The organism is Desulfobacterales bacterium, from assembly GCA_029211065.1.
Classification (GTDB): Bacteria; Desulfobacterota; Desulfobacteria; order Desulfobacterales; family JARGFK01; genus JARGFK01.
In genome coordinates, this window is sequence record JARGFK010000001.1 from 52,410 (window position 1) to 76,992 (window position 24,583).

Genomic DNA, 24,583 nt, shown 5'->3' on the forward strand with positions numbered 1-24,583 from the left:
CTGTCATGAAAAAACAAGGGAAAAAAAGACAAATGGTCGGGACGGTCGTCAGCAACAAGATGGATAAAACGGTGGTGATCCTTGTTGAAAGACTGGTACAACACTCGCTCTATCAGAAATATGTGAGGCGGCGGGAGCGGTTTTCCGCCCATGACGAAGGCAATGCCTGTAATATTGGTGATAAAGTCGCAATAACTGAATCTAGACCGCTAAGCCGGACAAAAAGATGGCGCGTCAGTGAAATACTTGTGAAAGCTGTTTAGTCGAAGATAAAGGATAACTGAAATGATACAGGCAGAGACGAGGTTGACGGTAGCAGACAATTCAGGCGCCAAGGTGCTCTATTGCATCAAGGTTCTGGGCGGCACCCGCCGACGGTATGCGACGATCGGCGATGTGATAGTTGTCAGTGTAAAGGAAGCCATCCCGAACGCCAAAGTAAAGAAGGGCGATGTTCTAAAAGCTGTGGTCGTCAGAACCAAAAAAGAAATTCAGAGACAGGACGGCTCTTTCATACGATTTGATGATAATTCTGCCGTCTTAATCAATGCGCAAAGAGAACCTATCGGAACGCGAATATTTGGGCCGGTTGCAAGGGAATTGCGGGGCAAGCGGTTTATGAAAATAATTTCACTGGCGCCGGAAGTATTATAAGACAGGTTTGTTTATACGCCTGCTTGTTTTGCGAAGACTCGCAAAATGAAATTTAAACGGAGAAATGGCTGATAATGAAGCGTAAATGCCTAATAAAAAAAGACGACAAGGTAAAAATTGTTGCCGGTAAGGAAGCGGGGAAAATCGGCAAGGTCCTGAAGGTCAATCGCAAGAAGGAACGGATACTGATTGAAAAAATCAATATCATTAAACGCCATACCCGACCGAGCGCTCAAAATAAACAAGGTGGCATTGTCGAGAGTGAGGCCCCGATCCATTGGTCGAATGCCATGTTGATGTGCAACAAATGCTTGACGCCCGTTCGCATCAAACTACAGCGGTTGGAAGACGGTAAGAAGAAACGGGTTTGTCGAAAATGTAACGAATTAATAGACGCTTGAGTACTATAAATCAGGATTGAGTGTCGGAGGCTATCGATGTCACAGATAGAAGAGTTCTACCATAAGGAAGTGGTTCCCAAACTGATCGAAACCTTTCAGTATAAGAACAGAATGCAGGTTCCGAAGTTTGAAAAAATAGTATTGAACATGGGCATGGGCGAAGCGATCCACAACATGAAGCTGCTGGACGCCGCCCTGGAAGAGCTGAAGCTCATTGCGGGACAGCAGCCGGTCATCACACGGGCAAAAAAATCCATAGCCGCTTTTAAATTAAGAGAGGGGATGCCCATCGGTTGCATGGTGACGCTGAGGCGCAAGCGCATGAATGATTTTTATAACAAGCTGGTTAATATCGCCCTGCCGCGCGTTAGAGATTTTAGAGGGGTTTCGCCCAAAGCGATGGACGGTCGCGGCAATTATACTTTAGGTATCAAGGAGCATATGATTTTTCCTGAAGTGGATTATGACAAAATTGATAATATTAAAGGTCTGAATATAACGATTGTTACAAGTGCGAAGACGGATGAGGAAGGAAGAGAGCTTCTTAAACTGATGGGGATGCCATTTAGAAATTAACGGACGGATTTCAGCTCTGCAGCGTTAATAATATAAAAAACGTCAACCGCAAGGTTCACTTTCTGTTCGGAAGTTCACAAGGAGGATAGTTTGGCAAAGAAGTCGCTTCAGATAAAGGCAGTCAGAAAGCCGAAATTCAAGGTGCGGGCCTATAACCGGTGTCCGATGTGCGGCCGTTCCAGGGCTTTTCTGAGAAAATTTGGTATTTGTCGTATTTGCTTTCGGGATCTGGCCTCCAAAGGGAAGCTCCCCGGAGTCTGCAAATCCAGTTGGTGATGTTCGGAATGAACGATGAATCCATTTTTAATTACTTAAATTGTAACAGTAAACGGAGAAAACGATGGCGATGAGTGATCCCATTGCGGACATGTTGACCCGCATTAGAAATGCAGGCAAGGCCAAATTCAATAGTGTGGATATTCCGGGTTCAAAGCTGAAAGTTGAACTGGCAAAGATATTGAAAAACGAAGGCTACATCAGGAATTACAAGTTCATTAAGGATGAAAAACAGGGGATACTGAAAGTCTACCTGAAATATGACCAGGGTCAGACCAGTTCCATCTACAGCCTGAAACGTGTCAGCAAACCCAGCAGGCGGGCTTATGTCAAAAGCAAGGACGTCAAACCCGTGTATAATGGGTTGGGCATTTCGATCTTGTCCACCTCGCGTGGTATGATGACGGACCGCCAGGCCAGGAAAGAAAACATAGGGGGCGAAGTCCTCTGTACAATATGGTAATTATAAGAGGAGTCATCAATGTCTCGAGTAGGTAAAAAACCGATTCAAATTCCAGATAAAACCGAGCTTGCTTATAAGGATCGATTCTTGACCGTAAAAGGCGGAAAAGGTTCACTGACCCGGTCGATCCATCCGGCTGTCGATCTGAAAATCGAAGGCGGCATTTTGAATGTAACGCTGCTAAAGGAGGACCGCAGCAGCAGGGCATTTCAGGGCCTTACCCGCAGCCTTGTGGACAATATGATCCAAGGCGTCAACAAGGGGTTTGAAAGGATTTTAGAAATAAACGGCATCGGTTATCGGGCTGAAATCAAGGGTAACAGCATTGTTTTTAACCTGGGGTACTCGCACCCGATCACCTTTGATCTTCCGAAAGGTATCTCTGCCAACATGGAAAAGAATACGCTCATCAAGCTATCCGGAATCGACAAGGAGCTGCTGGGCCATACGGCTGCCGCCATACGCCAGTTAAGGCCGCCGGAGCCTTATAAGGGCAAGGGGATCAAGTATGCCGAAGAAATTATCCGGAAGAAAGCCGGCAAGACCGGAACGAAATAATCTGAAGAATGATACGGACGAACAGCGTCGGAAGTTTTTCTTTTCTACCATAAGGATTTTTTAGGATGGGATCGACAAATCAAAAGCAAACAGCGCGTTTAAAGCGAAAAAAAAGTATCCGCAAGCGTTTGGCTGGAACCCAGCAGCGGCCCAGACTGTGTGTGTTTCGGAGTGCGTCACATATCTATGCCCAAGTCATCGATGATGTCAATGCACAAACGGTTGTGGCCGCAGCCAGTACCGAAAAAGCCGTCAAAGATCGCGGTGCATTCAAGAGCAAGATCGAGCAGGCGGTTTTTATCGGTGAACTCATCGGGCAGCGTGCCATTGAAAAAGGAATTAAGCAGGTTGTATTCGACCGCAATGGGTTTTTATATCACGGCCGGGTGAAGGCGGTTTCGGAAGGCGCACGCAAAAAGGGTTTGGATTTTTAGTTTTTTTAGCAAAGCAAAGGAGGCAGGTCCTTGTTCAAACATCAAACGGACGAAAATGAATTAATTGACAAGGTGGTACATATCAACCGGGTGGCAAAGGTTGTTAAAGGCGGGCGCCGGTTCAGTTTCAGCGCCATTGTCGTTGTCGGCGACGGTCGCGGCAGCGTCGGTTACGGTCTTGGGAAAGCCGGCGAGGTTCCGGAAGCGATTCGTAAAGGCGTCGAAAAAGCAAAGAAGAACATGATTAAAGTGCCGCTGGTCAATGAAACGATTCCTTATGAAGTCACGGGGAAATTCAGTGCCGGACGGGTGTTGTTGAAACCGGCTTCTGCGGGAACCGGTGTTATCGCCGGCGGGGCGGTCCGGGCAGTGCTTGAGGCTGTCGGCGTCCAGAATATTCTGACGAAATGTATGGGGACTCATAATCCGCACAATGTCGTCAAAGCAACATTTAACGGTCTGCAACTGTTACAGAGCCGCGAAGATGTGGCGGCGCGACGCGGGATTCCGGTTGCCGAACTTGGTTGAGAGGGGTTGGATTGATGAGCGCAAAACTGAAAATTACACTGGTAAAAAGCATGGTCGGTAGACCTGAAAAACAACGTAAGGTGTTGCGGGGAATGGGACTGACAAAACTAAATAAAAGTGTCTTTCTGAATGACACGCCGTCTATCCGGGGAATGGTCCACGCGGTATCGCACCTGGTGAAAGCCGAGGAGAACACCCATGAAGTTAAATGAATTGTCTCCGCCGAAAGGGTCGCGCAAAAACCGCAAGCGTCTGGGGCGCGGCATGGGATCGGGCAGCGGAAAAACCGCCGGAAAAGGCGCTAAAGGGCAAAATGCACGCTCCGGCGGCGGTGTTCGGCCGGGTTTCGAAGGCGGCCAGATGCCGCTCCAGCGCCGGCTGCCCAAACGCGGTTTTACCAATATTTTTAAAAAGAAGTTCGCCGAGATCAATCTGCGGGATCTGGCGCGATTTGAAAGCGGCAGCCTGGTGGATGAACCGGCTCTGGTCCGCTCTGGTCTGATCAGCGGAAAAAGGGACGGTATCAAACTTCTGGGAAAAGGTGAGATCGCCCATCCGCTTTCAATAAAGGTAAACAGGGTCAGCAAAAGTGCCCGCGCTAAGATAGAAGCCGCCGGCGGGAATATAGAGGTTATCTGATGATTGGCAGCGGGTTTCAAAATATTTTCAAGATACCTGAGCTGAAAAAGAGAATTTTGTATACATTTGCGCTCCTTTCGGTATATCGTATCGGGGTTCATGTGCCCACACCGGGAATCGACAGCGTTGCATTGGCCTCTTTTTTTGCCAGAGCCAAGGGAACCCTCCTGGGCCTCTTTGATATGTTTTCGGGCGGCGCGCTGGAGCGCCTGTCGGTTTTTGCTTTGGGCATTATGCCGTATATCAGCGCCTCGATTATTCTGCAGTTGCTGACCGTGGTCATCCCCCATCTGGAGCGATTGTCAAAAGAAGGAGAGCAGGGGCGCAAGAAGATAACCCAGTATACCCGTTATGGAACGGTCGTCCTTAGCATCATCCAGGGCTTCGGAATCAGTGTCGGGCTTGAAAATATGACGGCGCCCGGCGGCGCACCGGTGGTCATTATGCCGGGATGGGCCTTTCGGCTGATGACCATCATCACCCTGACGGCGGGAACCGCTTTTATCATGTGGCTGGGCGAACAGATCACCGAGCGGGGAATCGGCAACGGTATCTCTTTGATTATTTTTGCGGGAATCGTCGCACGCCTGCCCACGGCCATCGGGAACACCTTTCGGCTTCTGTCCACCGGTGAAATGGGAATCTTTCCCGTCTTGATTCTGGTTGTGCTGATGGTGCTGGTCGTCGCTTTTATCATTTTTGTCGAACAGGGCCAGCGCCGGATTCCGGTTCAATACGCCAAACGGGTTGTGGGCCGAAAGATGTACGGGGGGCAGAGTACGCATCTGCCCTTGAAGATTAATACCTCGGGGGTTATACCGCCTATTTTTGCTTCGTCCATCATTATGTTTCCGGCCACATTGGCAAGCTTTATCACGATTCCCTGGATGCAGCGGATGGCTGCGGCGATTACACCCGGGAATGTGGTTTATGAGCTGCTGTATGTCGGATTCATTTTCTTTTTCTGTTATTTTTATACCGCCGTTACCTTTAACCCGGTGGATGTTGCCGACAACATGAAAAAACACGGCGGCTATATCCCCGGCATTCGACCGGGAAAACGCACAGCCGATTATATTGACAGGGTTTTGACCCGTATCACCCTCGGCGGCGCCATCTATGTGTCGGCGGTATGCGTGCTTCCCTCAATTTTAATATCAAGGTTTAATGTGCCTTTTTATTTCGGCGGCACCGCATTGCTGATCGTGGTTGGTGTGGCCATTGATACGATCTCACAGATCGAGTCTCACATGCTGACGCGTCATTACGAGGGATTTTTGAAAAAGGGCGGCGCCCGGGTAAAAGGCAGATCATAGCGCGCGAAATACCGGTGCCGGAAGAAACTTCGCCATCGGTAAAATTTTTGGTTGGTGTTATAAAGCGAGAAAGGGTCCCATATGCAAAAAGAAGAACCCATTATCGTTGAGGGCAAGGTTATTGAAACACTGCCCAACGCGATGTTTCGGGTGGAGTTGGAAAATAAACATAAGGTTCTGGCTCATATATCCGGAAAAATGCGGATGCATTTTATAAAAATTTTGCCCGGTGATACGGTAACGGTTGAACTTTCACCATATGATCTGACCCGCGGCAGAATCACCTATCGATCGAAATAGAGAAGAAATTGGTGTTAATCTTGAGAACACCCATAACTGACTGATGGACATATCATCCGCCAGACGGAGAGAATCAAATGAAAGTAAGGGCTTCAGCAAAAAAAATGTGCAGCAAATGCAAAATCGTCCGAAGAAAACGGGTGGTAAGGGTCATTTGCGTAAACAAGCGACATAAACAGAGACAGGGATAAAAGAGGAGGATGTGCCTTGGCCAGAATTGCGGGCGTCGATTTACCGAGAGGTAAGCGGGTAGAGGTTGGGCTGACATATATTTACGGTATCGGCAAGACCACTTCAAAACGGATACTTTCCAAGCTGAATATTGATCCTGGTACCAAAACGGATCAATTGTCGGAAACCGAGATCAACAATATCCGAAAAATAATCGACAGTGAAAACAAAGTGGAAGGTGAGCTTCGCACGGATATTTCGATGAACATAAAGCGATTGATGGATTTGGGCGCCTATCGCGGCTTGCGTCATCGCAAAGCACTCCCCGTGCGGGGACAACGGACCAAAACCAATGCACGGACTCGCAAAGGACCCAGGCGATCCGCGATAAAGAAGAAGAGCGCTGCGAAAAAGGCGTAACACGTTTGATCGGTTACCGCTTTTGGACTGCAGGCTGCTTCTGACAATCCATTCGGCGACAATGTGACGGGTAAAACCCGAAAGAATGTCGTAATGACAGTTTAGATTTAATACTGAAATGGAACGAGAATAAGAGGACAATATTCATGGCGACGAGAACCCGTACCAAGAAAAAAGAAAAGAAAAATATTTCAAATGGTGTGGTCCATATCCAATCCACATTCAACAATACCATCATCACCATCACCGATCCTGTGGGCAATGTGATTGCCTGGTCGAGTTCCGGTGTTCAGGGCTTTAAAGGTTCCAGAAAGAGCACCCCCTTTGCCGCCCAGCTTGCGGCTGATGACGCCGTAAAAAAGGCCATGGAACACGGCATGAAAAATGTGGAAGTGTATGTCAAAGGCCCCGGCGCCGGACGCGAATCGGCTTTAAGATCGCTTCAGGCCGCAGGGTTTAACGTGGTCATGATAAAGGATGTTACACCGATTCCCCATAACGGGTGTCGACCGCCAAAAAGACGAAGAGTTTAGATAGTTATCATATGTGATCGTTTTGCAGCAACAGGGTTTATAAGGAGGAAACTTGGCACGATATACAGGTTCTGTTTGCCGGCTATGCCGCCGCGAAAACTTAAAACTGTTTTTAAAAGGAGACCGTTGTTATTCGGATAAATGCGCATTTGACCGGCGCAGCTATCCGCCGGGTCAGCATGGACAAGGCCGCAGAGGAAAAATTTCGAACTACGGCATACAGCTTCGCGAAAAACAGAAATTAAAACGAATGTACGGTCTTTCCGAAAAGCAGTTTCACCTGTTCTTTGAAAGGGCCGAACGACAAAAGGGTATCACCGGAACCAATCTGCTGGTGTTGCTTGAACGCCGGATGGACAATGTTGTTTACCGGCTCGGCTTTGTGAATTCTCGTGCACAGGGAAGACAGCTTGCGAAGCATAATCATTTTACGGTAAATGGAAAAAAAGTGAACATTCCGTCCTTCCTTATTAAAATCGGTGACGTTGTCGAGGTTAAAGAGAAAAGCAGAAATTTAAATGCGATTGCTGGATCCCTTGAAGCTTCTGTGCGACGGGGTGTGCCACAGTGGTTGGAATTGGAAAAAGAAAACCTAAAGGGAGTGGTCAGGGCCCTGCCTGTTCGTGAAGATCTTACAATGCCGATTCAGGAGCAGCTGGTTGTGGAACTCTATTCCAAGTAAGCGGACGTGTCAGGTTTAGAAATGTGAGCCATGCCGCTCCCTATTTCATTGTTATAAACAGCGTTCTCCACGCAGACACCCTTTTATTTAATAAAATACAATCTGGAGACATAAAATGTCATCGAATGAAATTATGTACATGAACTGGCAGGAAATCATACGACCGGACAAGGTCGATGTAACCAGCAAATCAAATTACGGCAAGTTTGTCTGCGAACCTCTGGAAAGAGGGTTTGGCCTAACCATCGGCAATTCATTAAGACGCATCATATTGTCATCTTTGTATGGTGCGGCTATTGTTTCGTTAAGGCTTGAATCCGTCATGCATGAGTTTAGCGTGATTGAGGGCGTGCTGGAAGATGTGACCGAGGTGATTCTCAACCTCAAGGAAGTGCGGTTAAGGCTTTCCGATGCAAAACCGCGAACCATCCGTATTCAGGCCAAAGGGAAAGGGGTGGTTACCGCCGGTGACATTATCAGCGATGACGGTAAGTGTGAGGTGCTTAATCCCGATCAGTATATTGCAACACTTAATGGCGACGCTGACCTGAAGATGACGATGACCGTTAAAGTCGGCAAGGGATATGCCCTGGCCGAATCCAATAAAGATGAGGATGCCCCGGTCGGCACGATGCCCATTGATGCGGTTTTTTCGCCGATCAAACGGGTGAACTATGTTGTGGGCAACGCCCGGGTGGGTCAGCGAACCGACTATGACAAGTTGACGCTGGAGGTGTGGACGGATGGGAGCATCCGGCCGGAAGACGCTGTGGGCTATGCGGCCAAAATTATGAAAGAACAGATGACGATCTTCATTAATTTCGATGAACAGCTTGAACCCGAACCGGATAAAAAGCCCGACAAAACCCGCAAGCCCAAATTTAATGAAAATCTTTATCGCAATGTGGAAGAGCTTGAGCTATCCGTTCGCAGTGCCAATTGTCTGAAAAACGCGAATATCCTTAAAATTTATCAACTGGTGAACAAAACTGAAGCCGAGATGCTCAAGACCAAAAACTTCGGCCGAAAATCCCTCAACGAAATCAAAGAGGTTTTAAGCGAAATGGGGCTTTCGCTGGGGATGAAGCTTGACGGCTTCAACGCCCCTGAAGAAGAGATCGAGGAAGGAGAGGCAACCATTCAATGAAACATCGAAAAACGGGTGTAAAATTAGGTCGAACCACCAGTCATCGGACCGCCATGTTTCGAAACATGGTGACGTCGCTTTTAAAATACGATCGTATCCAGACCACGGATGTCAAAGCCAAGGAATTGAGGCGCTGGGCGGACAATATCATCACGCTTGCCAAGCGCGGAGATCTGCATGCCCGGCGTCAAGCCCTGGCAATTGTAATGGAAAAAGACGTGGTCAATAAACTTTTTGCCGAGGCAGCCGAACGCTTTGGTTCCAGGGCAGGGGGTTATACGCGTATTGTCAAGCTTGGCAGGCGTCCCGGAGATGCGGCGCCGGTTTCTATAATCGAACTGATTTCAGCAGAGACAACCAAAACCAAAGATAAAAAGCCGAAGAAGAAAAAGGGAGACAAGGCTGCCAAGCCCAAAACCCGAAAATCCAAAGACGTATCGCCTGAAAAGGAAGAAACCGCTTCAGCTGCGCAAGATATGAAGCCCGATGTCGCCACAGCCGAAAAACCAGAGAAAAAAAAGAAAACCAAAGCGGTTTCGGCAAAGGATACGGTCAAGAAGGTAAAAGCTAAAAAAGAAAAAACTTCCAAGGCATCAAAAAAGGCGGATGATTCCCCAAAGAAGGACTGAGCCTTCCGTTCCGTTTTTTAACACGGTTTTTTGTGTAAACTTAATAAAGCCCTGCTGGTTCGGTTCAGCAGGGCTTTTCTGATTATTTCATAAATTAGGCGCACCGGACGAGAACTTCAGACGGGTTTTTAAAAAAAATGCCGGAAACCAAACTATACCGCCTTTCAGATGCTATCGCCCGCTTTGTCACGGACGGCAGCGAGGTTGCCCTGGGCGTTTCCCAGGAGACGTTGATTCCTTTTGCCGCCGGGCATGAGATCATGCGGCAGCAGAAACGCAATTTGACGTTGATCGGTCCGATTTCCGACATCTTATTCGATCAGATGATCGGCGGCGGCTGTGTTCGCAGAATCCGCGCCGCATGGGTGGGAAACGTCATCACCGGATCCGGTTATAATTTCCGGCGGGCGGTGGAATCCGGCGCCATCGAGATGGAAGATCATTCCAATTTAACCCTGCTCACGGCGCTCCAGGCCGGCGCTTTAGGCGTTCCGTTTATGCCCACGCGTACTGCGCTGGGCAGCGATTTATTCAAAACCAATGCATCCATCATGCCGGCAACGTGCCCGTTTAGCGGGGAAAAGCTGGCAGCGGTCAAAGCCATCCATCCGGATGTCGCCATTGTGCATGTTCAGCGGGCGGACCGCTTTGGAAACGCACACATTTGGGGCAATCTGGGAATCACCCGGGAAGCCGCCATGGCCAGCCGGAAGATCATTCTGACGGCTGAGGAGATTGTGGCGCCGGAAAAAATAAACAGCGACCCCAATCGGGTTTTGATCCCCGGCTTTCGGGTCAGCGCAGTGGTCCATGCCCCCTGGGGCGCACACCCCTCGCCGGTGCCGGGCTACTATAACCGCGACCATCAGGCATTCATCGACTATAGCAGCGCCAGCAGGACGCCGCAGCGTTTTAAAACGTGGCGATCCCGCTGGGTGGACCCCATCTGCAGCCATGCGGACTATTTAGATCTGCTGGGGGCTGAACGCTTGGGAGCACTCGGCCTAACACATCATGTCTGGCCGGAACCGGTTGATTATGGATACTGAGAATCTCAATTATACGCCGGCCCAGATCATGGTAACGGCCGCAGCCCGTGAAATCGGCAACGCTGAAGTGGTCTTTGTGGGGATGCGGCTGCCGCTGCTCGGATTTTTGCTTGCCAAGAGCACCCATGCGCCGGATGCCGTGGGGGTGTATGAACTGGGGGTCGTTCGGGAGTCGCTTGCGCCGGAGCCGATCTTAACCATGGGGGACCTGCCCAACTTGTACCGGGCCCAGTGGCTTGCCGATAGCGCCGATGTGATGGGGTTGCTCCAGCAAGGTTTTGTAGACGTCAGTTTCATCGGCGGCGCTCAGATAGATCGATACGGCAATTTAAACACCAGTTATATCGGCGGAACGGAAACCGTCAAAACACGGCTTCCGGGCAGCGGCGGCGCCTGTGATCTGGCAAGCCTGGCAAAACGACATATAATTATGTTACCCCATGAAAAACGTCGTTTTGTTCCCCGGGTGGACTATATAACCTCCCCCGGCTACGGCAACGGCGGCAACTGGCGCAGCCAAATGGGATTGCCCCGGGGGGGGCCGATCCGGGTCATCACCACGCTGGGCATCTTATGTTTTGATCCGGAAACCCGGGAGATGATCCTGACCCATGTACATCCCGGCGTGAGCGTCGAGAAAGTGAAGCTTAACACCGGCTGGCCCCTGAGGGTTGCGTCGGAACTGAATCAGACTTCCGCACCTACAGCCGTCGAGATGGAAAAGCTCAGACAATTTGATCCCGAGGGCTATTGGACGGGCAATACCGGTTAAGGGAATGTCCCGGTGGAACGGCAATTTTCAGTGGCCAGTCGATTCTGGAAGGGACATTCCGGCGTCCGGGTTGGCCGGGGTTTAAAATACTAAAAATATTAACGAAACTATTTTTATTTATTTTTCATGATTGCGGAAACGGCTTGACAGAAACAAAAAAATTTGATCTTAATGGCATAATACGATTTAAGAGTTGTCTGGAAAAAGGTTTGTCCCCTAACATCGAAAGGAGGTACAGATGCTCTTTAGAAAAAGCGTTTTTCTAACAGTAGTTTGTGTGTTATGCCTCGGACATGTTATCGGTCCGGCTCTGGCCGGAGGGCCGTCACTGGACGCCTGGAAACCCAATTTCGATCCGGCCGGCGCCAAGTACAAATTCATCGTTTCAAATGTGTCCCATCCGGTGCTCAGGGGCGTATACACCGGCTTTGCGATCCGCGACGAGTTGTGGAAACGCACCAACGGACAGATGTATTTGGATTACAAGCCCTTTTCCATGCTTGGCGGCGAGGTGGAAGTGCTCAACCAGCTTCAAATGGGTGCCATCCAGGGAATGGGAACCAGCTCGGTGGCCGCTACCAACCTGGGTCCCCGGTTCGGTGTGGTCAACCTGCCGTTTCTGATCGACTCGTTTGACAAACTGGATAAATTTGTCGCCAATAAAGAGCTGTTTGACCATTTTATGATGGCGATGGACCACCAGGGGATTATCGGGCTCGACATTACCGGGTACGGAAACTATGGCTGGGCAACCACCACTCCGGTCAAAACCCTGGCGGACGCCAAGAAGGTCAAGTTCCGCATTGCCGAGGCGGCCGTCAACCAGCTTCTTTATAAGGAGTGGGGATTTAATCCGGTGGTGATGCCGTGGCCGGATGTGCCGGTGGCGCTCAAGCAAGGGGTCATTAACGGTCTGGATCATACCCCGATGGTATGCAATATCACCAAAAAATTTGAAGTCGCCAAGTATTTCACCCAGCTCAATTACGCCCAGGGCCTGTTTATCTGGATTTTCAACAAGGCCTGGTTTAACAGCCTGCCGGCTGACCTGCAGAAGATCTTTGTGGAAACCGTGCATGATGTCTGCGCCAAGATTCGAGAAGAAGTCAAACAGCAGGAAGTCGATGAAATCGCCAAGGCCAAGGCTGCCGGCATTGAGTTCTATCAGCTGTCGGATGCCGCCATGGACCTGCTGAAGCGCAAAGGCGATGTCGTCCATAATAAATATGCTGCTGAAATCAACAAGCTGTATAAAGGCGACAAGTACAAGTCAAAAAATTTTCTCAAAGAAGTCCAGGATTATATCGGCTATAAGCCGTAAGTTATTTTTTTCATAAACAAAGGGGGTTTTCAACAAGCCCCCTTTGTTTATGTCCGATGCCGTTGAGACAATTCATGTTCCGTAACACTCTGAACTTTTTAGACAAGGTCCTGACATTTTTTGAAGAGTGGACCCTGTTTATCGCCGTGATGATCGCCCTGATATCACTGTTTTTTAATGTGGTGCTGCGCTATGGGTTCAACTACTCGCTGGCATGGTCGGAGGAACTGGTCCGGGAAGTCATCATCTTCACCACGTTTATCGGATGCAGCGCCGCCGTTAAAAATCGCTCCATGATCAAAATTGACGCCCTGGTTCAGCTGGCCCCCGGATTAAAGGCTCCCCTCAGCTATTTCAGCAACTTTGTGACGATTATTTTTGCCGGTATGATGATATATTACGGCTGGCTGATGGCGCTGCTGCAGGTCCGAACATATCAGAAGACCATCATCATGCAGATCCCGCTGGTCTATCTCTATGCCATCCTGCCGGTTATGGGTGTGATGATGTTGATTCGGACCGTTCAGGTTATTTACGAGGATTTCACCAAAGCGCGTCTTGCAGACAACCGGAAATAGATCCCGTTGATGCCGCCGGGGTTTTAAAAAGAGATTCGGATTTTGGAAACAAGCCATATCATTATCATGCTGATTTTGCTGGGATGCATGGCGAGCTATATTCCCGTGTTCATGTGCCTGTTTTTTACGGCCGTACTGGGGTTTATCTTATTTACCGATCTGCCGCTGCTGCTGCTGGCTCAGAGTATCTTTCGCAGCATGGACAATTTTGCGCTGGTGGTGGTCCTCTTTTTTATTCTGTGCGGCAATATCATGACGGCCGGATCGATTGTTGAAAAGCTGATCAAAGTGGCCAACGCGCTGGTGAGCTGGCTGCCGGGGGGGCTCGGTATGGCCGGCGTATTGGCGTGCGGCCTGTTCGGCGCCATATCCGGATCCACCGTGGCAACGGTGGTGGCGCTGGGCGGCTTCATGATCCCGGCCCTGATCGAAAACGGTTATCCCCAGAAATACTCCATCGGTCTTATGACCACGTCGCCCAACCTCGGGGTGATTATCCCCCCCAGCATCGGCATGATCCTTTACAGCATGATCAGCAACGTCTCGCTGGAGGGCCTGTTTCTGACGGGATTTTTACCCGGCGTGATGATCATGTTCGGCACCTGTGTGTACACCTATTTTGTTTTCCGTACCAACACGGAACTCGTGCGGAAGCCGGTTCCGAAATTCATGGAAGTCCTGGCTGTTTTCAAGGAGGGCTTCTGGTCCCTGATGCTGCCCGTGATTATTTTCGGCGGGATTTTTTCCGGGGCTTTTACCGCCAACGAGGCTGCGGTGGTTGCCTGTGTGTATGCCTTTATCGTGGAGCTTTTTATTCACAAGTCCATGAAGCTGAGCCAGGTAAAGCAGATTACCGTGAGTTCAGCGGTTACCTCCGCGACGCTTCTCATCATCGTGGCGGGCGCCACCTGTTTCGGCCGGTTGTTGACCCTGGAAAGCATCCCCGGTAAAATTACCGAAGCGGTCTTGGCGACGGTACAGTCTCCGGTCATATTTCTGCTGGCCATTAACATCCTGCTCCTGATTGTGGGGATGTTCATGGACATTATTTCCGCCACTATGATACTGGGGCCGGTGTTTCTGCCGATGCTGGATGCCTTTGGTGTCAACTGGCTGCATTTCGGGTTGATCCTGACGGTAAATCTGGCTATCGGATACTGCACGCCGCCGATGGGGGTCAGTCTTTACATTACCGGCGCCATTGCCAATAAAGACATCATCTATGTCACAAAATCCGTAATTCCCTTTCTGATTATCCAACTGGCGGTTCTTTTCTTTCTTACCTATATGCCGGATATTGTGTTGTGGCTGCCGCGTGTCATGGGATTTGCGGCGAGATAATCAATCACTGCAATGTTTAATAAAGCTTAGAAAACCTGGTTCTCCCCCGCCAAATGGCGGAATTTTCAAAGGGATAGACGAAGAACCCGTAGCGCGCGGGTCAATTTTTTCTGGCTTTACCTCGGTTTTTAGTGTCAAAAAATTCAAACCCCAAAAATAAAAATACAAACAGTTTGGCGGGCTCACCGCCCTAAGCCAAGCTGAAGGGCAAATTTCAAATTCCAACAGGAGAAACGGCAGATGACGACGGCTGTCGGTCAGCTTGATAAGGCGCTGCGTTACCGCTGGCTTATTTTCTGGATACTGGCATTCGGATACGTCCTGGTTTATTTCCACCGGCTTTGTCCGGCAGTGGTGGCGGTGGACATGATGCAGGATCTGAAGGCCGGGGGCGCCCTGACCGGCTTTCTGGGAGCAGCCTATTTCTACCCTTACGCCATCATGCAGCTGCCGGCCGGGCTTCTCTCCGATTCATGGGGTCCGCGCAACACCATCACCCTTTTCTTCGGGGTGGCCTTTATCGGGTCAACGGTCCTGGGACTGGCGCCGACGGTGTTTTGGGCCATTGTCGGCCGCATACTGGTGGGAATTGGGGTAGCCATGCTCTTTGTTCCCACCATGAAAATATTGGCGGAATGGTTTCGCGTGCGCGAATTTGCCACTATGACCGGGATCCTCATCGCCATGGGCGGCATCGGTTCTTTATCGGCCGCAACCCCCCTGGCACTGCTGAGCGCAGCCATCGGCTGGCGAAAGTCTTTTCTGGCGGTGGGCGGCTTGACCTTATTGATGGTGATAATCGTCTGGTTGTTTGTGAGGGACCGACCGGCTGATTTCGGCTGGCTGTCGCCGGCCGCCGAAAAACAACAGACCGCGGCGCTACCCATCGGCCTCATCGAGGGCGTCCGCAGGGTAGTGACAACGCCTTCATTCTGGCCGGTGGCCTGCTGGTTTTTCTTTGACTGCGCCATCTTTTTCTCTTTCGGCGGGCTTTGGGGCGGGCCTTATCTGATGCATGTGTACGGCCTCAGTAAGGGGCAGGCCGGCCACATTCTGTCCATGCTGGCCATCGGCATGATCGTTGGAAGTCCAATCTTAAGCTACCTCTCAAACAATGTCTTTCATGCCAGAAAACCGGTTATTGTATTATCAGGTGTGATTACCCTCATGCTTTCGGCTGTGCTGGCATTTTATACCGACAAAATACCCCCGGCGGGCTTATACGGGTTGTGTCTGGGGATGGGGTGTTTTACCAGCGCCATTGTCGTGGTCGCATTCACCACCACCAAGGAACTATTTCCGGTGCAGATCGCCGGAACAGCCACTGGCCTGGTCAACCTGTTTCCGTTTGCCGGCGGCGCGGTGTTTCAACCGGTTCTGGGCTATGTGCTGGAAAGCCGGGGACGTATTGGCGAAGCCTTTACCCTGGCCGGCTACCAGCAGGCCTTTCTGGTGCTGTTTGTCTGCGGTGTCATCGCATTTCTGTCCACTCTGTTTATGAAAGAAACACTAGCGCACGACTAATTTTTCCTGGAATTAAATTATCATAATTTGGAACGGAAACCACAAACGGAACTTGAAAGGTATTCCACAGCCGATTCAAGGCAGTAATCTCGCATCTGGCCATCCTTGAGATATGTATCCCTTATCAGAACTACAGAGCCAAGATTCATCTATTTCTAATTTTGTAGTCGTCCTGATTTGGCCGGTAGAACAAGTCGTCGCCGATAGTAAAGAGAGGCAGAGAGCTGTGAAAGGGATGGTTCAGGTTGTCTGTCTCTCGATAAGCTGAAAACCGACATCAATAGTCCTCTGGAGGACCGGTTCGCTTTTTAATCTTGACAGCAAGGCTTCGGCCGCCTTATGGCCCATTAGTGCGCGGTCGAATTTGACCGTGGTCAGGGACGGCACGGTATGGGCGGCAAAGGGCTGATCACCGAATCCGACCATGGCGATCTGATCGGGGATTGTCAAACCGCGGGATTGTATCTCTGTCAGAGCTCCCTGGGCCAGGGTGTCTGAGCTGCAAAAAACCGCACCATCGATAAAACCGCCGTCAAGCAGACTGGCTATGCCAACGCGTCCGGCGAGAAAACTGGTCGGCACCGGCACCGTACTGATTGCCACTCCTGTCACCCCTTTCTCTTCAAGTGTTTTCAGAAACGCCTGTTGACGCAACTGGGCGCGATGATCAGTAGCTGAGAGGATGCCTATCCGCCCCTTGTTGCGGGAAAGGAGATAAACGGCGACCGCCCGACCGACGCGCTGATGGGAAAAGCCGACCACCACGTCGAGGGGGGTCGGGGTGATGTCCCAGGTTTCAACGACCGGAATATTTGCCGCCAGCAGAAGCCGTTTGGCCTGAGGCGAGTGGTTGGTTCCGGTCAGGAAAACACCCTCCGGGCGGCTCCGCAGAATAGTTGCGATCAGCGATCCCTCCTGTTCCTCGCTGTAGCCTGATTCGCCGAGGAGCACCTGGTAATTGGCCTCTCTCATCTTTTCACTGAAAAACTTGATGGTTTCCGCATAAACCGAATTGGCGATGGACGGCACAATCGCCGCAATCAGCCGGCTTCGTCGCGAGGCCAGGCCACCGGCCAGCAGGTTGGGGACATAGCCGGTCAGGGCTATCGCTTTCTGGACTTTCGCCAGAGTCTTAGGCGCCACTTTTTCGGGCTGGTTGAGGGCGCGGGACACAGTGATGGGTGAAACTCCGGCCAGTTTGGCCACGTCGCCAAGGGTGACACTGCCTGTGGCGCGCGGACTGCTGTTTTCTGATCGGAAAGCTTGCATGCGGCGAATCTCCTTTTCAACCAGTATAGCCTGATTTTGCTTTTAAGACAATATGATAGCGTTACCAATTAATGCGGCCAACAATAAAGTCGCTCTTTATAATCAAAACTATCCTATACAAAAATATTAAGAAAATAAATATTATAAGATAGTTATAACAATTTCTTATCTGCGCCACTTTTTTTATATCATTTTAATTTTCCTGTTGACAGATATTAATGATAGCGCTAACATAAACAACAATCAAACCCATCTGCCGCACGCTTCGCGTTAGGCCGGAAAAGGAGGCCGCCTTGAACGATTCTCTCTCCGGGACTGGGGGGACACCCGTTGTGACTGATTTTCAGGTCATCCCGGTTGCCGGCCATGACAGTATGCTGCTCAATTTAAGTGGTGCACATTCCCCCTTCTTTATCCGCAACATCTTGATCCTTACTGACAGTCATGGGCATGTCGGGGTCGGCGAGGTGCCGGGGGGTGAAGGGATCCGCAAGACCCTGGAAGATGCTCGGTCCATGGTGGTGGGGCAGTCAATCGGTCGCTATAACAATATCCTCAATCAGGTGCGGCAAACCTATGCCGACCGTGATGCAGCAGGACGCGGTCTGCAGACATTCGACCTGCGGATAATGATCCATGCGGTCACCGCGCTGGAAGCCGCGCTGCTTGATTTGCTCGGACAGTTTCTTGAGGTTCCGGTCGCCGCCCTCCTAGGCGAAGGACAGCAGCGATCTGCGGTCGAAGCCCTCGGCTATCTGTTCTACATCGGCGACCGGCACAAGACCAATCTACCCTATCTGTCCGATCCGGACAACCCTGACGACTGGCTACGCCTGCGCCATGAAGTCGCCATGACCCCGGAAGCGATCGTGCGCCTCGCTGAGGCGGCCCACGCCCGCTATGGCTTCAACGATTTCAAGCTCAAGGGTGGGGTGCTCTCCGGCGAGGAGGAGATCGCCGCAGTCACCGCGCTGGCTAAACGTTTTCCCAAAGCTCGGATTACCATCGATCCCAACGGGGCCTGGTCCTTAGATGAGGCCGTCCGTTTATGCCGCGACCAACATGATGTCCTCGCTTACGCCGAAGATCCCTGCGGCGCGGAAAAATGTTTTTCCGGGCGCGAGGTGATGGCAGAGTTCCGCCGCGCCACCGGCTTGCCCACCGCAACCAATATGATTGCTACTGACTGGCGACAGATGGGGCATGCCATTCAGCTGCACTCAGTGGATATCCCCCTGGCCGACCCGCATTTCTGGACCATGCAGGGCTCGGTCCGGGTGGCACGGATGTGCCACGAATGGGGGCTGACCTGGGGATCTCACTCCAATAACCATTTTGATATTTCCCTAGCGATGTTCACCCATGTGGCTGCTGCGGCACCCGGCAAGATCACTGCCATCGACACCCACTGGATCTGGCAGGACGGACAGCGCCTGACAAAAAATCCCTACAAAATCGTCGATGGTATGCTCAGCATCCCGGAGAAGCCGGGGCTGGGATTAGAAATTGACTTCATCGCCATCGAAAAAGCCAACGAGCTATGTCAGTCGATGGATTTCGACGGACGGGACGATGCTATTGCCATGCAGTACCTAATCCCCGGTTGGACTTTCGACAACAAGCGCCCCTGCTTGGTGCGCTGACAGACAACCAAAAAGGATCGATTATGGACACCAGTTTTATCAAGGGGGTCATCCCTCCGATCGTTACCCCCGTTGACAACCAGGAGCGGGTCAACGAAAGGCCTTTGCGGCAGATCGTCGATCACATCATCGCCGGCGGGGTACACGGCATCCTTTCCCTCGGCAGTAACGGCGAGTTTTACGGGCTGGCCCGTAAAGAGCAAGAGCGGGCTGCAGCCATCACCTTGGATCAGGCCGAAGGACGGGTGCCGGTTTATATCGGTATCGCTGAAATCACCACGCGCGAATGTGTAGGTTGGGCAAAATGGGCCGAACAGCATAAAGCTCAGGCGATTTCGGTGCTCCATCCCATGTTCCTCAGTCCCAGCGACGAGGAGCTTTACCAGCACTTTAAAACGGTGGCCGAAGCCACCTCCTTGCCCGTACTGCTCTATAACAACCCTGACCGGATGCGCTGCGGGATCTCCGCCAACCTGGTAGACCGGTTGGCTGACATCCCCAACATCGTCGGCATTAAGGAGAGTAGCGGCGACATGACACTGACCGCGGAATTTATTCGCCGCACCCGTGACCGCGATTTCAAGGTGATCGCCGGGCGCGACATTCTGATCCTCAGCACTCTGGTTTATGGCGGAGCGGGAACCGTGGCGTCTTCGGCCAACGTCGTGCCGAAGCTGGTGGTGGAGATTTACAACAAGTTTATGGCTGGCGACCTGGCTGGCGCGCTCGAAGCCCAGTATCGCCTGGCACCCATGCGCATGGCTTACAACCTTGGCAGCTTTCCAGTGGTGACCAAGGACTACATGCGACTGCTCGGTTTTGAGGTGGGCGAATCGATCCGCCCGAATACCCGCAGCTCCCCAGAGAACATGGCCAAGTTGAAGAACCTGTTAGATGACCTCGGAGCGGAACGCCTCGCGTGACCCACGCATTTGACAATCAGAAAAGGAGATACAAGGATGAAAATCGGATTTATCGGCCTGGGGATCATGGGTAAGCCGATGAGCAAGAACCTGCTCAAGGCCGGCTATCAGCTAGTGGTTATGGATAAGAATCAGATTCCGGTGGAAGAGGTTGTCGCTGTAGGTGCAGCAGCGGCAAACAGCCCCAGGGCGGTCGCTGAACAGACCGACATCATCATCACCATGCTGCCCAACTCCCCCCACGTCAAGGAGGTGGTGATAGGTGACGGGGGGATTATCGAGGCAGCCCGACCGGGCATGATCGTCATCGACATGAGTTCCATTGCCCCCCTAGTGAGCCGCGAGATCGCAGCGCAATTGGCGGAAAAAGGGGTGGAGCTGCTTGACGCACCGGTCAGCGGGGGCGAACCCAAGGCCATCGACGGCACCCTTTCGGTGATGGTCGGTGGGAAAAAGGCGGTGTTCGACAAGTGCTACGACATCATGAAGGCAATGTCAGGGTCGGTGGTGCTGACGGGCGATGTCGGCGCCGGCAACATCACTAAGTTGGCCAACCAGATCATCGTAGCCCTGAACATTGCCGCCATGTCCGAAGCTCTGGTACTGGCTACTAAGGCCGGTGTCGAACCGGAACTCGTTTACCAGGCTATCCGCGGCGGTTTGGCTGGTAGTATGGTGCTGGATGCCAAGGTGCCGCTGGTCCTCGACCGCAAGTTCGACCCCGGTTTCCGCATTAACCTGCACATCAAGGACCTCGGCAACGTGCTGGAAACGTCCCATGAGATCGGTGTCCCTTTGCCGTTGACCGCTGCCGTTATGGAAATGATGCAGGCGATGAAGGTGGATGGAATGGACCATCTAGACCATGGTGCGTTGGTGCGACACTATGAAAAACTTGCCCAGGTCGAAGTTAAGCGCTTAAGAAAGTCAGATGCCGCCCGGCCGATTGGCGTTATAGTAAGTGAATAATGGTAAAGCGATCTACGCTCGCTGCATTAATGTCAGCAGAATTCCGGGGGGTATTCACCGATTGTGTCACCGATCTGGCATTCGGGGGCACTGATTGCCGTGACCCGTACCTTGGCTGCGGTCATGAGCCTGGGAAACTGGTCAAAAACTGATTATACGACACGTCTCAGACTCTCTGTTCGGAGGGCGGAACGAAAATATGGCCCTGATTTCAGGGAACATCGAAAGTTATCACGGGGCTATCACCAACAACCCGACATCCGCAACAATGCTGATGTCAAAGGTTCACTGACCAAGAAAGGAGGAGATCAATGAAAAGAATTTTGCTGAGTACAGGAGTGGTGTTGCTTGCCCTGGCCCTGCTGTCGGTTACTCCTGGCATGGCCGCTGAAAAATTAATCAAGGGGAACCTGCGGATTGTCATCGGGTCCAAATCGACTGGTGGGGATACCTATCAAAACTCCAGCATCGTCGCGGCCGCGCTGGCCAAGAAACTGGATATCAACGTCAAAGTTGATGCCACTGGGGTGAGTGCCGCTTTTAAGGCTCTCGAACAGGCTGGCGCCAGAGGCAACACTATCATGATCTTCCACGACCAGTCCTACCTAGGCAACCTCTACGGCGTCAAGGGGTACGATGACATCTTCCAGAATTACATCATCGGGCCGACACTCGCCATCAACCCCGGCAATGCTTACCTGGTGCCGAAAAAGTCCCCTTACCAGACCATCAAAGACATCATCGCCGCCTGCGGTAAAGGGACCAAGGTGCGGGTGGCCATCCAGCCCGGTGGCGTCTCGGAGATAGGCTACTCTGCGCTGAAAAATGCCATTAAACTCAAGTATCCGGGGATGGAAGCCAATCTGGTGGCGGTGAACACAGGCTCGCAGTCGGCCAAGGACCAGCTCTTGTTTGACGGCCAGGCCGATCTGATCAACGGGTCGGTGCAGGCCAACGAGCAGTACACCCGGCTGCCAGCCGACGACCAGAAGGCGATGCGTTTTGTCTGGTTGACCGCCCGCCAGCAGACAATTCAGCAGGCCAACCCGCAAGGGATGGGGGGGACCAATCGCGAGCAACTACTGCAGTATGTGGAGCCCAATGCCTATGTGCCCTATGACGAGAAAAGCAATTTCACTTTCGACAAGGAATTTTTCATCCTCTACAACAAGAAACTGGACCCGAAAATTATCAGCTATCTGGACAAGGCTCTGAGCGAAATCTATGCCGAAGGCAAGATCCAGCAGACGCAAAAAAAATCCTTCTTTATCCCGGACTTCCTGCCTTCTGGTGAGGCCCAGGCGTACTTGAAAGAGAAAAATGAGAAGTATAGAAAAATCATCAACGCCATCAAGTAAGGCATCCTCAACCTCCCCCCGATCCCTGGTGCGGGGGGAGCAAGCTTAATTTCAGGACAAGAGGGTTTCACCGGATAAGCCGGGGCATTACCAGCTGATCAAAAGGTTCTTCCATGGATAATGGGTTGTCGTCATTGTTTAAGGTTTCTATCGATTTCAAGGAATCGCATACCTTTTTTCCGACCATTGTGATCTGGGTATTGCTGTTCCTCGTGCTGCTGATTTTCCTGATTTATGGCATCCCCTATGTGCGAGACCTGCGCAGCGGCAAACGCAAGATGGCATTCAGTCTGGCAAATATGGACAAGCTCAGATTCGGTGGGACTCTGGTGCTGACCGTCGCCTATTTTCTGCTGATGGACTATGTAGGCAGGTTTTTCCCGAACATGGGCTTCGGCTTCCTGTTCGTGTCGATCCCTTTCATTTTCCTGCTCTCTCTGCTCTACGTGCACGGGGTTGACCGCCGCAAGCTCCTGGCAATCAGCCTGAACGCCCTGATTGCTCCGAGTGTCGCCTGGTACGTGCTGGCGCAGCTGTTCAATATTTCCCTGCCCTGAAGACGTGGAGATTAGTTTGTTATGGAATATTTTGCGGACCTGTCGGTTACCTATTATCTGCTGATTCCCGTCGGAGTGATGATCGGAATCATCTTCGGGGCCATTCCGGGAATGACCGCGACCATGGCAGTGGCGGTCTGTCTGCCACTGACCTATGCCTTGAATCTCAACCAGGGGCTGGCATTGCTCCTCGGGCTATACGTAGGTGGAATTTCCGGAGGTCTGGTCCCGGCGATTCTCTTGAATATCCCCGGAACCCCATCCTCGATTACCACCACTTTTGATGGCTATCCCATGACGCTTAAGGGGGAGAGTGAAAAGGCACTCAAGATCGGTATCGTCTCTTCGTTGTTCGGAGGGCTTCTCAGTGCAGTGATCCTGTTTTGTTTCGCGCCGGTGCTGGCGGATGTTGCGATTAAGTTCTCTTACATCGAAAAGTTCCTGATCATCTTTCTCGCCCTGACGGTGATCGCATCCCTATCGAAAAACCTTCTGGCGGGGATCTTCAGCGGGGTGCTCGGCGTGCTGTTCAGTCTGATCGGAACTTACGACATCTCCTTGGGAGGGAACGGCGACATCCGGCTGATGTTTCCCTTCTTGGAATATTACCTTGAAGATGGGTTCTCGCTGATGCCGGTGTTGATCGGCCTGTTCGGCTTAGCCACCATCCTCGAAGAAGCGGAGAAGGGGTGCCGGGATGAACCCTTGGGCACAGATCTGTCGCTGTCAAAGCGCTCCAAGTTCTCCATTCACTATTTTAAAGGACAGGTCATCAACCTTTTCCGATCCGGCCTCCTTGGCACATTCATCGGCATGCTACCCGGGGTTGGCGGCAGTGCGGCTTCGGTGCTTTCCTACACTCAAGCCAAGAACTTCTCGAAGAACCCGGAAAAAATGGGTAAGGGGGCCCCGGAGGGGGTGATCGCTTCTGAAGCGGCCAACAATGGCCTGACTGGCGGTGCGCTGATCCCTCTACTCTCTCTGGGAATCCCTGGTGACAGTACCACCGCAGTGCTGATCGGCGCTTTCACCTTGCAGGGAATCCAGGTCGGCCCGCTGTTCATCGGCGAAAATCTGGGGACCTGGCATACCATGATGCTGGCCCTGCTGATAGCCAATCTTATTATGTTCCTTGTCATGTTTTATGCCATCAAGTACATTGTCAAGGTGATCACAGTCCCCAAGTATATTCTCTATCCGATCATCCTGATGATGTGTGTGGTCGGTTCCTACGCTATCAATTACGGCGTAATGTTCGATGTCTGGACCCTGCTGATCTTCGGCATCTTCGGCTACCTGGCGCAGAAAGTCGGCATCGAGATCGCCCCCTTCATTATCGGTTTCATTCTCGGCAAATCGGCGGAGGTCTATTTCGTCAAAAGCCTCGAATCCTTCGGTACCCTGACGATCTTTTTCACCAAGAGCCCGATCGCTATGTTTCTCTGGGTGCTGATCTTTATGTCGGTAGGCTACTCGATTTACACGACCATCAAGAGCTATCGGAAGAACAAACGCACTGGAAGCACCGCTTAAAGAGTGGTCGCTCTTCAGC

32 protein-coding genes are annotated in these 24,583 nt (G+C 51.5%); 31 read left to right on the plus strand and 1 reads right to left on the minus strand.

Annotated elements, in window-relative coordinates; genetic code table 11:
- Positions 1-5: 5 nt before the first annotated feature.
- The 25 genes from rpsQ to P1P89_00395 all read left to right on the plus strand — a co-directional run bounded on the left by rpsQ (position 6) and on the right by P1P89_00395 (position 16,312).
- Positions 6-263 (plus strand): 30S ribosomal protein S17, encoded by a 258-nt coding sequence (gene rpsQ / locus P1P89_00275; GenBank protein ID MDF1589917.1) that lies wholly within the window; start codon positions 6-8, stop codon positions 261-263.
- Positions 264-285: 22 nt separating this feature from the next.
- A complete protein-coding gene (gene rplN / locus P1P89_00280) occupies positions 286-654 on the plus strand; it encodes a 50S ribosomal protein L14 (protein ID MDF1589918.1) in 369 nt (122 codons plus the stop codon).
- Between the two features lie 74 nt (positions 655-728).
- Positions 729-1,055 (plus strand): 50S ribosomal protein L24, encoded by a 327-nt coding sequence (gene rplX / locus P1P89_00285; GenBank protein MDF1589919.1) that lies wholly within the window; start codon positions 729-731, stop codon positions 1,053-1,055.
- Positions 1,056-1,091: 36 nt separating this feature from the next.
- Positions 1,092-1,631 carry a 50S ribosomal protein L5 gene (gene rplE, locus P1P89_00290; protein ID MDF1589920.1) on the plus strand — a complete coding sequence of 180 codons (540 nt, stop codon included), beginning with the start codon at positions 1,092-1,094 and terminating at the stop codon, positions 1,629-1,631.
- A 90-nt stretch (positions 1,632-1,721) separates the two neighbouring features.
- Positions 1,722-1,907, plus strand: a complete 186-nt coding sequence (locus P1P89_00295; protein ID MDF1589921.1) for a type Z 30S ribosomal protein S14 — start codon at positions 1,722-1,724, stop codon at positions 1,905-1,907.
- 64 nt (positions 1,908-1,971) lie between these two features.
- Positions 1,972-2,370 (plus strand): 30S ribosomal protein S8, encoded by a 399-nt coding sequence (gene rpsH / locus P1P89_00300; GenBank protein ID MDF1589922.1) that lies wholly within the window; start codon positions 1,972-1,974, stop codon positions 2,368-2,370.
- A gap of 18 nt (positions 2,371-2,388) precedes the next feature.
- Positions 2,389-2,928: a 50S ribosomal protein L6 gene (gene rplF / locus P1P89_00305; GenBank protein MDF1589923.1), complete on the plus strand. Its 540-nt coding sequence runs from the start codon at positions 2,389-2,391 to the stop codon at positions 2,926-2,928.
- Positions 2,929-2,993: 65 nt separating this feature from the next.
- Positions 2,994-3,362, plus strand: a complete 369-nt coding sequence (gene rplR, locus P1P89_00310; GenBank protein MDF1589924.1) for a 50S ribosomal protein L18 — start codon at positions 2,994-2,996, stop codon at positions 3,360-3,362.
- A gap of 30 nt (positions 3,363-3,392) precedes the next feature.
- Positions 3,393-3,890 (plus strand): 30S ribosomal protein S5, encoded by a 498-nt coding sequence (rpsE, locus tag P1P89_00315; GenBank protein ID MDF1589925.1) that lies wholly within the window; start codon positions 3,393-3,395, stop codon positions 3,888-3,890.
- Between the two features lie 14 nt (positions 3,891-3,904).
- Entirely contained in the window at positions 3,905-4,102 is a 198-nt protein-coding gene (gene rpmD, locus P1P89_00320; protein MDF1589926.1) for a 50S ribosomal protein L30, read from the plus strand.
- A complete protein-coding gene (rplO, locus tag P1P89_00325; protein ID MDF1589927.1) occupies positions 4,089-4,529 on the plus strand; it encodes a 50S ribosomal protein L15 in 441 nt (146 codons plus the stop codon). Before rpmD ends, rplO begins: the two co-directional genes overlap by 14 nt.
- Positions 4,529-5,845, plus strand: a complete 1,317-nt coding sequence (secY, locus tag P1P89_00330) for a preprotein translocase subunit SecY (GenBank protein ID MDF1589928.1) — start codon at positions 4,529-4,531, stop codon at positions 5,843-5,845. The genes rplO and secY overlap by 1 nt, the downstream gene beginning before the upstream one ends.
- Before the next feature lie 81 nt (positions 5,846-5,926).
- Positions 5,927-6,145: a translation initiation factor IF-1 gene (infA, locus tag P1P89_00335; GenBank protein MDF1589929.1), complete on the plus strand. Its 219-nt coding sequence runs from the start codon at positions 5,927-5,929 to the stop codon at positions 6,143-6,145.
- Between the two features lie 77 nt (positions 6,146-6,222).
- Positions 6,223-6,336, plus strand: a complete 114-nt coding sequence (gene rpmJ / locus P1P89_00340) for a 50S ribosomal protein L36 (protein ID MDF1589930.1) — start codon at positions 6,223-6,225, stop codon at positions 6,334-6,336.
- Between the two features lie 16 nt (positions 6,337-6,352).
- Positions 6,353-6,736: a 30S ribosomal protein S13 gene (gene rpsM, locus P1P89_00345; GenBank protein ID MDF1589931.1), complete on the plus strand. Its 384-nt coding sequence runs from the start codon at positions 6,353-6,355 to the stop codon at positions 6,734-6,736.
- Positions 6,737-6,882: 146 nt separating this feature from the next.
- A complete protein-coding gene (rpsK, locus tag P1P89_00350; protein MDF1589932.1) occupies positions 6,883-7,269 on the plus strand; it encodes a 30S ribosomal protein S11 in 387 nt (128 codons plus the stop codon).
- Positions 7,270-7,321: 52 nt separating this feature from the next.
- Complete coding sequence (gene rpsD / locus P1P89_00355) at positions 7,322-7,951, plus strand: 30S ribosomal protein S4 (GenBank protein ID MDF1589933.1); 630 nt, start codon at positions 7,322-7,324, stop codon at positions 7,949-7,951.
- 115 nt (positions 7,952-8,066) lie between these two features.
- The gene (locus P1P89_00360; protein ID MDF1589934.1) at positions 8,067-9,098 is read left to right on the plus strand and encodes a DNA-directed RNA polymerase subunit alpha; all 1,032 of its coding nucleotides are present in this window, start codon (positions 8,067-8,069) and stop codon (positions 9,096-9,098) included.
- Entirely contained in the window at positions 9,095-9,727 is a 633-nt protein-coding gene (gene rplQ / locus P1P89_00365) for a 50S ribosomal protein L17 (protein MDF1589935.1), read from the plus strand. Before P1P89_00360 ends, rplQ begins: the two co-directional genes overlap by 4 nt.
- Positions 9,728-9,864: 137 nt before the next feature.
- Positions 9,865-10,776, plus strand: a complete 912-nt coding sequence (locus tag P1P89_00370) for a CoA transferase subunit A (GenBank protein MDF1589936.1) — start codon at positions 9,865-9,867, stop codon at positions 10,774-10,776.
- Positions 10,766-11,548 (plus strand): CoA-transferase, encoded by a 783-nt coding sequence (locus P1P89_00375; protein MDF1589937.1) that lies wholly within the window; start codon positions 10,766-10,768, stop codon positions 11,546-11,548. The genes P1P89_00370 and P1P89_00375 overlap by 11 nt, the downstream gene beginning before the upstream one ends.
- A gap of 238 nt (positions 11,549-11,786) precedes the next feature.
- Complete coding sequence (locus P1P89_00380) at positions 11,787-12,869, plus strand: TRAP transporter substrate-binding protein (protein MDF1589938.1); 1,083 nt, start codon at positions 11,787-11,789, stop codon at positions 12,867-12,869.
- A 74-nt stretch (positions 12,870-12,943) separates the two neighbouring features.
- Positions 12,944-13,447, plus strand: coding sequence for a TRAP transporter small permease (locus P1P89_00385; GenBank protein ID MDF1589939.1), 504 nt, complete (start codon positions 12,944-12,946; stop codon positions 13,445-13,447).
- Positions 13,448-13,489: 42 nt separating this feature from the next.
- On the plus strand, positions 13,490-14,788 hold the full coding sequence (locus tag P1P89_00390; GenBank protein ID MDF1589940.1) for a TRAP transporter large permease: 1,299 nt from the start codon (positions 13,490-13,492) through the stop codon (positions 14,786-14,788).
- A gap of 240 nt (positions 14,789-15,028) precedes the next feature.
- Positions 15,029-16,312 (plus strand): MFS transporter, encoded by a 1,284-nt coding sequence (locus tag P1P89_00395; GenBank protein MDF1589941.1) that lies wholly within the window; start codon positions 15,029-15,031, stop codon positions 16,310-16,312.
- A 240-nt stretch (positions 16,313-16,552) separates the two neighbouring features.
- Here P1P89_00395 and P1P89_00400 read toward each other — a convergent pair whose 3' ends face one another.
- Positions 16,553-17,581, minus strand: a complete 1,029-nt coding sequence (locus P1P89_00400; GenBank protein ID MDF1589942.1) for a LacI family DNA-binding transcriptional regulator — start codon at positions 17,579-17,581, stop codon at positions 16,553-16,555.
- Between the two features lie 293 nt (positions 17,582-17,874).
- Between P1P89_00400 and gudD the strand changes: the two genes are divergently transcribed.
- From gudD to P1P89_00430, 6 genes are all read left to right on the plus strand, one after another.
- The gene (gene gudD / locus P1P89_00405) at positions 17,875-19,224 is read left to right on the plus strand and encodes a glucarate dehydratase (GenBank protein MDF1589943.1); all 1,350 of its coding nucleotides are present in this window, start codon (positions 17,875-17,877) and stop codon (positions 19,222-19,224) included.
- A 23-nt stretch (positions 19,225-19,247) separates the two neighbouring features.
- The gene (locus P1P89_00410; GenBank protein MDF1589944.1) at positions 19,248-20,147 is read left to right on the plus strand and encodes a dihydrodipicolinate synthase family protein; all 900 of its coding nucleotides are present in this window, start codon (positions 19,248-19,250) and stop codon (positions 20,145-20,147) included.
- 36 nt (positions 20,148-20,183) lie between these two features.
- Positions 20,184-21,116, plus strand: a complete 933-nt coding sequence (garR, locus tag P1P89_00415; protein ID MDF1589945.1) for a 2-hydroxy-3-oxopropionate reductase — start codon at positions 20,184-20,186, stop codon at positions 21,114-21,116.
- Positions 21,117-21,427: 311 nt separating this feature from the next.
- Positions 21,428-22,474, plus strand: coding sequence for a hypothetical protein (locus tag P1P89_00420; protein MDF1589946.1), 1,047 nt, complete (start codon positions 21,428-21,430; stop codon positions 22,472-22,474).
- 113 nt (positions 22,475-22,587) lie between these two features.
- Positions 22,588-23,031 carry a tripartite tricarboxylate transporter TctB family protein gene (locus P1P89_00425; GenBank protein MDF1589947.1) on the plus strand — a complete coding sequence of 148 codons (444 nt, stop codon included), beginning with the start codon at positions 22,588-22,590 and terminating at the stop codon, positions 23,029-23,031.
- A gap of 21 nt (positions 23,032-23,052) precedes the next feature.
- The gene (locus P1P89_00430; protein ID MDF1589948.1) at positions 23,053-24,564 is read left to right on the plus strand and encodes a tripartite tricarboxylate transporter permease; all 1,512 of its coding nucleotides are present in this window, start codon (positions 23,053-23,055) and stop codon (positions 24,562-24,564) included.
- Positions 24,565-24,583 lie beyond the last annotated feature (19 nt).

Coding starts and splice junctions, on each gene's coding strand:
- rpmD (MDF1589926.1), top strand. CDS start 3,905: ATGAGCGCAAAACTGAAAATTACACTGGTAAAAAGCATGGTCGGTAGA.
- rplF (MDF1589923.1), top strand. CDS start 2,389: ATGTCTCGAGTAGGTAAAAAACCGATTCAAATTCCAGATAAAACCGAG.
- rplO (MDF1589927.1), top strand. CDS start 4,089: ATGAAGTTAAATGAATTGTCTCCGCCGAAAGGGTCGCGCAAAAACCGC.
- rpsQ (MDF1589917.1), top strand. CDS start 6: ATGAAAAAACAAGGGAAAAAAAGACAAATGGTCGGGACGGTCGTCAGC.
- rpsK (MDF1589932.1), top strand. CDS start 6,883: ATGGCGACGAGAACCCGTACCAAGAAAAAAGAAAAGAAAAATATTTCA.
- P1P89_00360 (MDF1589934.1), top strand. CDS start 8,067: ATGTCATCGAATGAAATTATGTACATGAACTGGCAGGAAATCATACGA.
- garR (MDF1589945.1), top strand. CDS start 20,184: ATGAAAATCGGATTTATCGGCCTGGGGATCATGGGTAAGCCGATGAGC.
- rplR (MDF1589924.1), top strand. CDS start 2,994: ATGGGATCGACAAATCAAAAGCAAACAGCGCGTTTAAAGCGAAAAAAA.
- rplE (MDF1589920.1), top strand. CDS start 1,092: ATGTCACAGATAGAAGAGTTCTACCATAAGGAAGTGGTTCCCAAACTG.
- infA (MDF1589929.1), top strand. CDS start 5,927: ATGCAAAAAGAAGAACCCATTATCGTTGAGGGCAAGGTTATTGAAACA.
- P1P89_00425 (MDF1589947.1), top strand. CDS start 22,588: ATGGATAATGGGTTGTCGTCATTGTTTAAGGTTTCTATCGATTTCAAG.
- rpsH (MDF1589922.1), top strand. CDS start 1,972: ATGGCGATGAGTGATCCCATTGCGGACATGTTGACCCGCATTAGAAAT.
- secY (MDF1589928.1), top strand. CDS start 4,529: ATGATTGGCAGCGGGTTTCAAAATATTTTCAAGATACCTGAGCTGAAA.
- rplQ (MDF1589935.1), top strand. CDS start 9,095: ATGAAACATCGAAAAACGGGTGTAAAATTAGGTCGAACCACCAGTCAT.
- P1P89_00380 (MDF1589938.1), top strand. CDS start 11,787: ATGCTCTTTAGAAAAAGCGTTTTTCTAACAGTAGTTTGTGTGTTATGC.
- rplN (MDF1589918.1), top strand. CDS start 286: ATGATACAGGCAGAGACGAGGTTGACGGTAGCAGACAATTCAGGCGCC.
- P1P89_00420 (MDF1589946.1), top strand. CDS start 21,428: ATGAAAAGAATTTTGCTGAGTACAGGAGTGGTGTTGCTTGCCCTGGCC.
- P1P89_00430 (MDF1589948.1), top strand. CDS start 23,053: ATGGAATATTTTGCGGACCTGTCGGTTACCTATTATCTGCTGATTCCC.
- rplX (MDF1589919.1), top strand. CDS start 729: ATGAAGCGTAAATGCCTAATAAAAAAAGACGACAAGGTAAAAATTGTT.
- P1P89_00395 (MDF1589941.1), top strand. CDS start 15,029: ATGACGACGGCTGTCGGTCAGCTTGATAAGGCGCTGCGTTACCGCTGG.
- P1P89_00370 (MDF1589936.1), top strand. CDS start 9,865: ATGCCGGAAACCAAACTATACCGCCTTTCAGATGCTATCGCCCGCTTT.
- P1P89_00400 (MDF1589942.1), bottom strand. CDS start 17,581: ATGCAAGCTTTCCGATCAGAAAACAGCAGTCCGCGCGCCACAGGCAGT.
- rpmJ (MDF1589930.1), top strand. CDS start 6,223: ATGAAAGTAAGGGCTTCAGCAAAAAAAATGTGCAGCAAATGCAAAATC.
- P1P89_00385 (MDF1589939.1), top strand. CDS start 12,944: ATGTTCCGTAACACTCTGAACTTTTTAGACAAGGTCCTGACATTTTTT.
- P1P89_00375 (MDF1589937.1), top strand. CDS start 10,766: ATGGATACTGAGAATCTCAATTATACGCCGGCCCAGATCATGGTAACG.
- P1P89_00410 (MDF1589944.1), top strand. CDS start 19,248: ATGGACACCAGTTTTATCAAGGGGGTCATCCCTCCGATCGTTACCCCC.